10 protein-coding genes are annotated in these 11,927 nt (G+C 52.1%); 5 read left to right on the forward strand and 5 right to left on the reverse strand.

Translation table 11 applies throughout. The features are described 5' to 3' along the window. Positions 1-4 precede the first annotated feature (4 nt). The 5 genes from H5P27_RS07490 to H5P27_RS07510 all read left to right on the forward strand — a co-directional run bounded on the left by H5P27_RS07490 (position 5) and on the right by H5P27_RS07510 (position 9,643). Positions 5-1,870 (forward strand): T9SS C-terminal target domain-containing protein, encoded by a 1,866-nt coding sequence (locus tag H5P27_RS07490; protein WP_185659771.1) that lies wholly within the window; start codon positions 5-7, stop codon positions 1,868-1,870. A gap of 110 nt (positions 1,871-1,980) precedes the next feature. Then, positions 1,981-2,430 carry a hypothetical protein gene (locus H5P27_RS07495; RefSeq protein WP_185659772.1) on the forward strand — a complete coding sequence of 150 codons (450 nt, stop codon included), beginning with the start codon at positions 1,981-1,983 and terminating at the stop codon, positions 2,428-2,430. Between the two features lie 147 nt (positions 2,431-2,577). Then, entirely contained in the window at positions 2,578-3,756 is a 1,179-nt protein-coding gene (gene metK, locus H5P27_RS07500) for a methionine adenosyltransferase (protein WP_185659773.1), read from the forward strand. A gap of 17 nt (positions 3,757-3,773) precedes the next feature. Further along, a complete protein-coding gene (ahcY, locus tag H5P27_RS07505; protein WP_185659774.1) occupies positions 3,774-5,198 on the forward strand; it encodes an adenosylhomocysteinase in 1,425 nt (474 codons plus the stop codon). A gap of 131 nt (positions 5,199-5,329) precedes the next feature. Next, a complete protein-coding gene (locus H5P27_RS07510; protein ID WP_185659775.1) occupies positions 5,330-9,643 on the forward strand; it encodes a DEAD/DEAH box helicase in 4,314 nt (1,437 codons plus the stop codon). Here the strand turns inward: H5P27_RS07510 and H5P27_RS07515 are convergent. The 5 genes from H5P27_RS07515 to pspA all read right to left on the reverse strand — a co-directional run bounded on the left by H5P27_RS07515 (position 9,640) and on the right by pspA (position 11,777). Next, complete coding sequence (locus H5P27_RS07515) at positions 9,640-9,864, reverse strand: hypothetical protein (RefSeq protein WP_185659776.1); 225 nt, start codon at positions 9,862-9,864, stop codon at positions 9,640-9,642. The genes H5P27_RS07510 and H5P27_RS07515 overlap by 4 nt on opposite strands. Next, positions 9,861-10,322, reverse strand: coding sequence for an alpha/beta fold hydrolase (locus H5P27_RS07520; protein ID WP_185659777.1), 462 nt, complete (start codon positions 10,320-10,322; stop codon positions 9,861-9,863). Before H5P27_RS07520 ends, H5P27_RS07515 begins: the two co-directional genes overlap by 4 nt. A gap of 101 nt (positions 10,323-10,423) precedes the next feature. Then, complete coding sequence (gene pspC / locus H5P27_RS07525; protein ID WP_185659778.1) at positions 10,424-10,807, reverse strand: envelope stress response membrane protein PspC; 384 nt, start codon at positions 10,805-10,807, stop codon at positions 10,424-10,426. A gap of 28 nt (positions 10,808-10,835) precedes the next feature. After that, on the reverse strand, positions 10,836-11,051 hold the full coding sequence (locus H5P27_RS07530) for a hypothetical protein (protein ID WP_185659779.1): 216 nt from the start codon (positions 11,049-11,051) through the stop codon (positions 10,836-10,838). 54 nt (positions 11,052-11,105) lie between these two features. After that, positions 11,106-11,777 (reverse strand): phage shock protein PspA, encoded by a 672-nt coding sequence (gene pspA, locus H5P27_RS07535; RefSeq protein WP_185659780.1) that lies wholly within the window; start codon positions 11,775-11,777, stop codon positions 11,106-11,108. Between the last annotated feature and the right edge of the window lie 150 nt (positions 11,778-11,927).

The raw sequence follows: 11,927 nt of genomic DNA on the forward strand, positions 1-11,927 counted from the left end.
TACTATGAAACGTACAATCAGCATTCTTGCTGCGATAGCTTCTGCCGCCGGTATTCAGGCTGCGGTTACATCAACAAGTGGAGACGTTGTCACTTACACTGGTGGTCTTTCTGAAGAAAACAGAATTACAGAAGACACCCTTTGGACAAACGACTTTACTTACATTTTGGATGGTAAGGTATACGTCACAGATGGTGCCACTTTGACGATTGAGCCTGGTACGCTTATCATGGCAGAAGACGAGCAGTCTGACCTCGCTTCCGCTCTCATTATTTCTCGTGGCTCCAAGATCTACGCCATGGGTACCCCTAGTAACCCAATCGTTTTCACCACGATCAACGACTCTATCACCTCTGTCCACGACACCAGCGATTTGAATGATCTTGATACTGGTGAGTGGGGCGGCGTCGTCATTCTCGGTGATGGCCTGCTCAACTCCGATAAGGAGAAAGAAGGACAGACCTACCCAGATATCGATGACCACGTTGAAGGTATTCCAGCCAACGAATACACGGTTTTTGGTGGTACTTCTAATGACAACAGCCAGGGCATCCTGCGCTACGTTTCTATCCGTCATGGTGGCGCGGTTCTCGATCCAGATAACGAACTTAACGGTCTCACTCTTGGCGGCGTAACTGACAAGACTGTCATCGAGTTTGTTGAGATTTTCTCTAACTCCGACGACTCCATCGAAATCTTCGGTGGAAACGTTAACCCACGTTATATCGTCAGCGCATTCTCCAAGGATGATAGCTTCGACTGGGATAGCGGTTGGGAAGGTTACGGTCAGTTCTGGCTTTCCATCGGATCTGCTACTGCAGCCGGTAACCAAGACCACGGAGCGGAAATGGACGGTATCGTTTTCAATGGCGACAATGTCGTAGCTGAACAACGCGGTATGGGTATCGTCTACAACGCGACTATCGTAGGCCCAGGTTCAGATTCTGGCGTTAGCGAAGGCCTTTTTGAAATCAGCGACGACGCTGGCGTACGTTACTATAACAGTATCTTCTCATCTTTCGGCGCATCCGATCATGTCATCGACATCAAGGATGACGCGGTTGATGGCATCACTGAGATTCCTGAGGGCGACACGGTGCCACGTATCGACCTGCAGAACAACATCTGGTGGGACTTCGCCGCTGGCACAGACACATCCACTTGGGTTAACTCACTTGACGATGCTGGTGATGTAATCTTCTCGGACGCGTCCCACAACAACACTGTTGAAGACCCAATGCTGCGCGGAATTTCCCGTATCAATGATGGTGGATTCGATCCTCGCCCTGCAGCAGATAGCCCAGCGCTCACCAACGCTCTTTACGCTTACCCTGAAGGTTTGATGTCTGTTGACTACCAGGGTGCTTTCGGAACCAAGAACTGGCTCTACGGTTGGACCAAGCTCTCTATCGACGGTTACCTTCCTGAAACCAACGAAGTTGCTGCGGCTCGTCCAGGTGCTCTTTCTGCCAACCTTAACGTTGCTGCGGGTGCAAACGGAACAATCGACTTCGCTGTTTACGGCGAGCTCCCAAGCTTGTTCCTTATCCGCGCTGCAGGCCCTAAGCTCGCTGACTACAACGTAACTCGCACGCTGATGGCTGATCCAATGATCACTGTTCGCAACTTCCTCACAGGCGAAATCGTTGCCGAGTTCACTGGATGGACAGATCGTGCGGACATGGTTGAAGCTCTGAGCTCAAGCGTTGGTCTCTTCTCTCTCGCAGCGTCTGATGATTATCCGACTGAAGACGAAACCAGTGCCGTAGCGATCGTATCGCTTAACCCAGGTGTTTACACGGTTACCATCAGCGATGAGACCGGAAACGGTGGATTCGTCCAGGCATCTGCTTTCAACATCGACCTTTAGTAGATCGATTTAGTTTTGGTTTTATATCCTTTCAAGGCCCTTGTGGCTTTGTGATTACGGGGACCAGCTCTCTTGGCGGAGAGCTGGTTTTGCCGTTATTTTGTTATCACATGAGTTTTATCAAATTAGCCTTCATGTCTTTGACTGCCTTGATTTGCGTCGAGCTATCGATCGCAAAAGGGCGGCTTGATGCGCTTGAGTTCAATGGCGAACTCAAAATGGGGCACACGATAAGGCTCAGTTTTTATGATCCAACCAGTGCTGGCGCGTTTTGGGTGGAGCTCGGCGATTCACGTAAAGAGTTTGAGCTAGTCGATTACGATTCCGAAAATCGAATCGCAACGGTTCGCCTAGGCGACCGTGAAAGAAGCATAGAGCTAAGATCTGCTCGTATCATTAGCATCAATCGCCCTAAGCCTTTATCTGCGGAGAGACTTGCTAAGATTCACGATTCGCAACTGCAGGACATTTACGGCAACGAGCAGCTTTTGAAGGCTCGCATGGAAGTTGTGGTGGCCCGCGAGGAGAAAGAAGCGGAGCGTAAAATGCGCGCTCGTTAACTTCGCGTAGTAAGCGAGCCCGACTCTTTCACACCTGTTTTGCAACTCTTTGCTTGAGTTTGCCGTATTTCATATCAACGAATCTGCATATGTTGATGGGATGTTTCGCATCCTGTCGGTCTAATCTGCAGAAACAGTACGCTCACTATGCCCAAAAACTTTGTTTTTTCATCCGAGTCCGTGGCCGAGGGTCATCCCGACAAGGTCGCCGACTTCATTTCCGACAGCATTCTAGATGCTTGCCTCGAGCAAGATCCTTACAGCCGCGTCGCATGCGAGACTCTGGTCAAGAGCAACACCGTAACCCTCGCCGGAGAAATCACTACGACGGCTAAGCTTGATTACGAAGCGATAGTCCGCGAAGCCATTCGCACCATTGGCTACGTCAACGACGACGACGTTTTCCATGCGGACAAGGTGTTTATCACCAATAACCTAACCAGCCAGTCTCCTGATATCGCCCAAGGCGTGGATGCTAAGAAGGCGAAGGGCAAGGACACTGCGGAGCAAGGGGCAGGGGACCAAGGGATCATGTTTGGCTACGCTTGCGCGGAAACGCCTGAGCTTATGCCAGCTGCCTTGATGTATTCGCATCGCATCGGCCGCGAAATCGCACGAATCCGCCATGGTGGTCGTCAAGCCAAGTGGCTCCGTCCCGACTGCAAGTCTCAGGTTTCTGTTCGCTACGAGGATGGGAAGATTTCCGAGATCACTGCAGTCGTCATCTCGACGCAGCACTCCGAAGATGTTTCTAAGAAGCAGATCGAAGAGTTTATGGTCAACAAGGTGATCAAGAAGTGCCTGCCCAAGAAACTCATCACCAAGAACACCAAGTTCCTTATCAACCCGACGGGACGTTTCGTAATCGGTGGCCCGCAGGGAGACGCTGGTCTCACCGGACGTAAGATCATCGTCGACACTTACGGAGGTTGGGGACGCCATGGCGGTGGAGCTTTCTCCGGTAAGGATCCATCCAAGGTGGATCGCTCGGCTGCCTACATGTGCCGTTGGGTGGCAAAGAACATTGTCGCAGCCGGTTTGGCCACGCATGCGGAGCTGCAGGTCGCTTACGCGATCGGCTTCCCAGAGCCGGTCAGCATAACGGTTGAAACTTTTGGTACCAGTACCGTTGAAGAAGAGGCCATCGAGGCGGCGGTCGCGGACGTGTTTAGCTTCAAGCCAGCGAACATCGTTAAGCAACTCAACCTGCTACGTCCGTTCTATCGGGACACCACCAACTACGGACACTTCGGCAAGGACGACTTGCCTTGGGAAGAGACACAGAAGGTCGCCGCTTTGCAAAAATCGGTGAAGAAGTTTAAATAAAAAGGAAGGGAAACAAAATGAGCGAAACAATCACAGAAACACTACCATACAAAGTCGCAGACATCAGCCTAGCGGACTTTGGTCGCAAGGAGATCACCATCGCGGAAGCGGAAATGCCGGGCCTCATGGGGGTTCGCGCCAAGTACGCTGCCGAGAAGCCTCTCGCGGGAGTCCGTATCATGGGCTCGCTTCACATGACGATCCAAACCGCGGTTTTGATCGAAACGTTGGTAGAGCTCGGCGCGGATGTGCGTTGGGTATCTTGCAACATTTTCTCCACTCAGGACCACGCGGCGGCCGCCATCGCTGCGGCGGGCGTTCCGGTTTTCGCTTGGAAGGGCGAGACTTTGGAAGAGTACTGGTGGTGTACCGATCAGGCGCTCCGATTCCCAGGTGGACTCGGACCTCAGCTTATCGTAGACGACGGAGGCGACGCGACTCTTCTCATCCATAAGGGTTATGAGCTCGAAGATGGCAGCGACTGGGTAAATGGCCCAGCTGGCTCCGAAGAAGAGCAAGTCATCAAGAATCTGCTCAAGAAAGCCCATGAAGAAAACTCCACCCGCTGGCACGATGTGGTTAAGGAGTGGAAGGGCGTTTCCGAAGAGACTACTACGGGTGTGCACCGCTTGTATCACATGGAGAAGAAGGGTGAGCTTCTCATCCCTGCCATCAATGTGAACGACTCGGTTACCAAGTCCAAGTTCGATAACTTGTACGGCTGCCGCGAATCTTTGATCGACGGCATCAAGCGTGCGACCGACGTAATGACTGGCGGCAAGGTTGCTGTGGTTTGCGGTTATGGCGACGTGGGTAAGGGCTGTGCCCAAGCTCTCGTCGGAATGGGTGCTCGCGTGATCGTTACCGAAATCGACCCGATCTGCGCTTTGCAGGCGGCGATGGAAGGCTTCGAAGTAACTACCGTTGAGGATACTCTCGGCCGCGCTGACATCTACGTGACCACCACGGGCAATAAGGATATCATCACCATCGATCACATGAAGGCGATGAAGGATCAGGCAATCGTCTGTAACATCGGCCACTTCGACAACGAGATCCAAGTGGACAAGCTCGTAAAGTTCCCAGGCGTAGAGCACCTCAACATCAAGCCTCAGGTCGATCAGTACACCTTCCCAGAAGGAAACTCTATCTTCCTTCTCGCGGAAGGACGTCTCGTAAACCTCGGTTGCGCTACCGGTCACCCATCTTTCGTGATGTCCAACTCCTTCGCGAACCAGACCCTCGCTCAGATCGACCTCTGGAAGAAGAAGGACGAGTACGAAGTTGGTGTCTACCGCTTGCCGCAAGAGCTCGACGAGGAGGTTGCGCGTCTTCACCTCGAGAAGATCGGAGTTAAGCTCACCACACTCTCCAAGGAACAAGCTGACTACATCGGTGTGGAACAGGCTGGTCCGTATAAGCCAAGCCACTACAGGTACTAGGTCACAGGTATATTCTATTTTTCCAAGCGGTCGGGCGTTTTTGCCCGGCCGCTTTTTTTGCGGGTTCTGTTAGCAGAACTTTAGATTGGCGGCGGAATGATTCTTCCTAAGGTCGAGATAGCCTGCTCCTTATGCCCGTATCCCGCTCTAGTGTATTAAAGTCCTTTCATCCTTCGTTGGCCAAATGGTTTCTTGGTCGTTTTGGCCAGCCTACCGAAATTCAGGAGGCTGCATGGAGCCTGATTTCCCATGAGCGGCATTGCTTGATCAGCGCGGCAACGGGTAGCGGCAAAACGCTGGCGGCATTTTTATGGGGGATCAACCAGCTGGCCACCGGGACATGGGAGCTGGGGCAAACGCGTCTTCTCTATGTCTCGCCACTCAAAGCTCTCAACAACGATATTCGGAGGAATCTTCTTACGCCGCTATCCGAGCTGAAATCCGCTTTCGCTGACTCCGAGCAAGACTGGCCGGATATTCGCGTCATGGCTCGAAGCGGCGATACGGATCAATCGGAGAGGCGAAAGATGCTGCGTCATCCTCCCGAAATACTCATCACAACGCCAGAGAGCTTAAACCTGCTTCTTAGTTCGAAGTCCGGCAGACGCGCTCTCTTGGGAATCAAATCCGTAATCCTCGACGAAATACACTCGGTCGCTGGCAGTAAGCGAGGAACTTACCTGATGACCGGAGTGGAGCGCCTCGCCCATTTAAACGGTGAATTTCAGCGTATCGCTCTTTCCGCTACGGTTCGTCCTATGGAAGAGGTGGCCCGTTTCGTCGGAGGCTTTTTGGAGGGTCAAGGCCGCGAGGTGCAGTTGGCTCAGTCCGCTGTCGGAAAACGCTACGAAATCGAGATCGTAACTACGGATCCAGATGCGGAACGTAACCCCGCTGAAGATGCTTGGCAGCCTGTCGTGGAGGATCTGAAAAGGCTCATCGCCCAGAATAATTCGACATTGATTTTCGTTAATAGCCGCATGCTGGCGGAGAAGATTGCTCATCGGATAAATCTCGGAGAAGATACTCAGATAGCGTATTCACATCATGGATCTCTTTCTCGAGAAATACGATTTACGGTGGAGCAACGCTTAAAGTCTGGGGAGGTGAAGGCGATAGTGGCCACCAGTTCTTTGGAAATGGGAATCGACGTCGGTTCGATTGATTGCGTGGTGATGGTGCAAAGCCCGAACTCCGTTTCTTCCTCCGTGCAGAAGGTCGGTCGCTCTGGCCATCAGGTGGGTGCGGTTAGTCGTGCGACGCTTTATCCGTCGCATTCTAAAGACCTTCTTGAGTCGGTTGTCTTGTCGAAGTCAATACGTGAGAAAGACATCGAGAATGTTAAGATCGTGGAGTGCCCGCTTGACGTTCTCGCTCAGGTAATCGTTTCCACCTTGGCATGCGGGCCTTGGGATTTGGACGAACTCTTTGAGCTATTTCGAAGCTGTTATTCGTTTCGAAAATTGGATCGGGAGGTTTTCGATTTGGTGACCGCTATGTTGGCGGGCCGCTACGCCGGCAGTCGCTTGCGGGAATTGAAGCCTCAGATTTCGATCGATATGAAGGGGAATGCAGCGACCTTGAGAAAAGGGGCTCTGCTTTCGTATTACATGTCTGGTGGCGTGATTCCGGATCGGGGATACTACCATCTTCGTATGAGTGGAACCGGTTCGAGGATCGGAGAGCTCGATGAAGAGTTTGTCTGGGAAAGAAAAGTCGGCGATGTATTCACGCTTGGGGTACAGAGTTGGAGAATTGAAAACGTCACCCACAACGATGTGTTTGTTCTGCCCGCGCAGAAGGGTGAGATGGCTCCCCCGTTTTGGAGAGCGGAGACTTACGATCGCGATTTTCATCTTTCAAATCGCATCGGGGAATTCTTGGAATGGGCGGAGGGAGAGCGATCTGCAGACGAATTTCTAAAGCAGCTTTCAGCTAGATATGGCATCGAAGGGGACGCTGCGAAATCGCTGAATTCATTTTTGGAGCGGCAGCGCAAAGCGACGGGAGCAGGATTGCCCCATCGTCACCATTTGCTGGCTGAGCTTATTGACTCCGCGCCGGGTGGGGCTCCGGGCAAGCAGCTGGTGCTGCACACTTTTTGGGGTGGGAGGGTGAATCGACCTTTCAGCTTGGCTTTGGATGCGGCTTGGCAGGATGCGTTTGGGAATCGGGCCGACGTATTTGTAAATGATGATTGTGTCGTGATTGTGTTGCCTGACGAGGTGGATCCAGAGCGTGTTTTGGACCTGGTGAGTCCGAATAATCTGGAGAAGTTGCTTCGCCAGAGTTTAGAGGGTTCGAACTTTTTTGGTGCCCGATTCAGGGAAGCGGCTGGAACCTCCTTGCTCATTACCCGTAACAAACCAGGTCAGCGTTTACCGCTTTGGATGAGTCGTATGAGAGCTAAGAAACTGATGGACTCAGTTCGCAGCTTCGATGACTTCCCGCTACTTCTGGAGACTTGGCGTTCTTGTCTGAATGACGACTTCGACATGGAGTCCTTGCGTTTGGTGTTGGAGGAACTCGAGTGTGGAGAGATCTCTGTCAGTGTGGCTCGTACAAGTTTGGCCAGTCCCTTCGCGGCTGATGTGGCGTGGCGTCAGATCAATGAGCAGTACATGTACGCGACTGATCAACCGGACGGTGCTGGGGAATCTAAGCTAAGAGACGATCTAATCCGCTCGGTGATGTTTGATGACGGAGTTCGTCCCTTGCTCTCTCGGGATTTGGTTAATGAGTTTGAGTCTAAGCGTCAGCGCACCAGGGATGGCTATTCCCCCGTGGAGCGGACTGAGCTCTTGGAGTGGCTGCGCGATCGTATTTTGCTGGAGGAATCGGAGTGGTCCGAGCTGTTGCACGGATATTCTGAAGAGGTAATTCCGGTTGAGCGAAAACGCTTGGAGAGTGGCGTCTTTGTTTATCTGCAAGGTGAAGAAGGGCGTGTAGCTGCTCTCTTGGCTGACGCTCCCGATCGTAGTGTTTTTCTCGAATGGCTCTCTTTCTATGGACCTGTATCGGAAGAGTGGTTACGGGATTCTTTGGGGTTGTCAGGCGGGGAGGAATTTGAATCTCTTGTTGCTGAGCTCGTTGACGATGAGCTGGTGGTGAGAGGGATGCTCGTCGAGGGCGAAGAAAACGAGCAAATCTGCGAGATCCAGAATTACGAGATCTTGCTACGCATGAATCGAGCTCGGAATCGCTCTGTCTTTGAGGCTTTGCCGCTTGAGGCCTTAAGTTTGTTTTTGGCAGATTGGCAGGGAGCTGCTCGCCCTTCTGAAAACGCAGAAGGGTTGGTCTCCGTTTTGGACAAGCTGAGTGGTTTGTCGGCTGGAGCGGCGGAGTGGGAAGGACAAATTTTGCGAAGCCGCCTTCTGGGATATCATGAATCGCACCTTGACCGATGCCTGATGGATGAGGGCTTTTTGTGGGTTGGAACGGGGGAACGACAATTGTCGTTCATCCGCGAGGAAGAGCTAGACCTTTTGCCTGAAATCGGGGCGGAGTATACGCCGCTAGAGAAATCTGTTTTAGAGCTTTTGAGTAAGGGAGCTCGGTATTCATTCTCCAAGCTGCAAGAGTTGATTGGAGGTTCTAGCAAAGACCTTGAGAAAGCTCTTTGGGGCCTTGTTTGGTCAGGGCAGATTGGGAGTGATTTGTTTTCCAGTGTGCGAAAGGCGGAGGCCAGCAATTTCGAGCTTTTTCAAAAAGTCGAGCAGCAGTCTGCTCCAAGTAGGACTTTGAGGAGAGGGCGTCGCAGCCGAGCGAGATTGGCAACGTATCCAGGGAGTTGGTACAAAAACGAGCGGTTGTCCGGTGAGCTTGATGCAATCGAATCTTTGGAGTTGGAGCGCGAGAGGGCTTTTGTCCTGCTGGATCGTTACGGAGTTCTCTTTAAGGAACTCCTTGAACGTGAATGTGCCGGCTTTCGCTGGAAAGATGTTTTCAAGGCTCTGCGACTTTTGGAGCTGGGTGGCGAAGTAGTTGGAGGCCGTTTCTTCGAGGGAATTCCCGGTTTGCAGTTCGCTTCGCACGAAGCCTTGCGACGTCTGAATAAAACTCTTCCGGAGTCTGCAATCTACTGGTTAGGGGCCACGGATCCGGCGTCCTTGTGCGGGATCGGACTAGAGAATCTCAAGGGCGCACTTCCGCGTAGGCAGGTGGGAAATCGCCTTGTTTATCGTGGACGCGAGCTTGTGGCGGAGGCACGTCGCGGCGGAAAGGACTTGGAGTTTAAGGTCGATTGTTCGGATCCAGATTTAATCAGAATTGTGGATACGCTGGGCTCGTCACTCGACTTGCAAAAGTCTCTGCGGTCTATCCGAATCGAAACCATCAATGGCAAGGATGCTCGACAAAGCGATTATCTGGAAAGCCTATCCTTGGTTTGGCGTTTACATAGCGACCACAAGCAAGTTGTGGTCGAAGGAAGGGTGAGCCCTTAGTAGCGGCAGTGCTCAAAGCGTCTTGGCGATTCGTATTTCGCAGCGTCTATGATCGACCAGAGGTGTACGATCCAACCCAAGAGTACGATCCAGAGTAGCCACGCGAATACGAAGTGGCAGATGGCGGCGATAAGTCGTCCTTGGATGAGTTGTCCCAAGCCTGGGAAGAAGAAGCTGCAGAGGGCGGCGATTACGTTGCCGGCGGTTCCTTGTCCGTTCATGATTTGTTTAGAGGATGAGAGTTGATTAGGTCCGCTAGAATTTCCAGGTCCTCGCCTGTGTGCGGAAGAATGAAGCTGGCGCTCTGCTCCGGGAAGGAGAGAGCGTAGTGGAGAGCTAGTTGTTCGGTATGGGCTGATCCGGCTATACGCGAATCGTTGATGTTTAGATTTTTGAGAGAGGTCCGCAGTTGCCGGATGGGTTTGCTGCTTTGCAGAAACGAGGTCACATCGACCAAAGTGACTTGGAAGTGGCTGGAGAGCCTCTTGGCGGCGTCTGCCCAGTGGAGGTCGGATTGGGAGGAGTCATGCAGCAGTACGATGCTGGGGCCATGACCGGTAGTGGTTATTTGGATTTCTTCAGAATTGCTTGAAGGCTGCTCGGTTTTTTTGGCGAGCGATATGTATCCGATCGCGGAAGCGAGTAGGATCGCGGCGGCAGGTTTGGCCCATTTTTTCATCTATCGGGAAGGTTTAAGGCAAAGCAGTAGCTCTGGCGCCTTGTGGAAGGACTTAAGAGTGGAAGGTTGGTTGGGCACGCCTGAGGCGTGCCGGGCTGGGGCTACTTGCCGGAGTTGAAGCGGCGTTCCCAGTCGTAAGATTTATTGGTAACGTAGTTCTCCATCCGCTGGATACGGGACTCGATGGAGTCGAAGCGGTTTTTCAAGCGGCGGAGGCTTAGCGTGCGGCTGGATACCTCGGTTTCGAAGTAGTCTTCCTCAAAGCTGTCTTTTGCTTTGGGCTCGGTAGCGGACTCTGGCTCTGGCTTGATTACTAGAGCGGCGATTCCGTAGAACACAGGTATTGGAAAGAGGCCGGTGAAGAAGGTGGCGACAACTAAGGCGAACCGTATCCAAAAGACGGATAGATCGAAGTATTCCGCTACCCCTTGGCAAATTCCGAAGATTACACGTTTATCTTGGGAGCGGTAGATTTGGTTTCTCATTTTTGTATTCGTCGGGTGAGGGCGACGACTATTTTTTGTTAATGATGATGGTTTCGAGGGCCTCTATGCGCTTTTCCATTTTGTGAAGCGACTGATGTAGCTCTTGCATGATCCGTGTCTCTTCCTCGCTTAGTTGGGCCCCGTTCTTCGACTTGTGCTCTCTCGCATTTTTGGTGAGCGAGATGATGGTGCCGCATATGATTGCGACGATCGGGATGAGAAATATGAGTACTTCTGGTCTCATGCGAAGAGTAGCTAGAGCTGGTTAGGGGTGTTCGAGTGGTCGTTATCGAGTTCCTTATTTGGACTCCTTATTCTCTAGCTCCGCTTTTAGGGCCGCAAGTTCGTTTTCCAGAGACTCATCTCCTTCGAGCTTGGCGAATTCGTCTTCCAGGGCAGGGCGTGCCTTGGCGTTTACGAGATCGGCGTCTGCTTCCATGCGCTCGATGCGATTTTCGAACGCGTCGAATCTTGCGAATGCATCAACGTTGTCGTTCTTGCGGATGACGCTCTGTGCCTTGTGGCGCTTCTGAGCTTGAGTGTGGCGCTGGATGAGGACCTGGTGCTTCTTGCGAGCGTTGGCGAGCTTCTCTTCCAGCTGGCTGATGTCAGACTGATACTTGGCTACGATTCCCTCAAGCTGTGAGATTTCCTTTTCGAGGCGTTCAACCTCATCAGCGAATACGCGCTTTTCGGCGAGAGCTTCGCGAGCCAAATCTTCGCGGCCCTTAGAAACCGCGAGGCGAGCCTTGTTGCTCCAGTCGTCGACGCGGAACTGAACGTCGTCCAAGGCGCGTGTCACTCTGGACTTGGTAGCCATTGCGGAAGCGCATGAGGCTTTGATTTCGACCAAGGTGTCTTCCATTTCCTGGATCATCAACTTGATCATTTTCTCAGGGTCTTCTGCCTTATCGAGCATAGAGTTGATGTTGGCAGAGACGATGTCTTTGAAGCGTGTGAATATTCCCATTGTATTTTTCAGTTAAATTGTTGTTTGAACTTACATTATCACGACTCGTGCCAACTCCTTTTATGGGTATGCAAGTCGTTGATAAACAATGGAAAGAAATATTAAGTGTATTTCGGGGCTTAGTTCGTTGACTTAAAAAATGTTGTAGGA

Source organism: Pelagicoccus albus (assembly GCF_014230145.1).
In the GTDB taxonomy this organism is placed as follows: domain Bacteria; phylum Verrucomicrobiota; class Verrucomicrobiia; order Opitutales; family Opitutaceae; genus Pelagicoccus; species Pelagicoccus albus.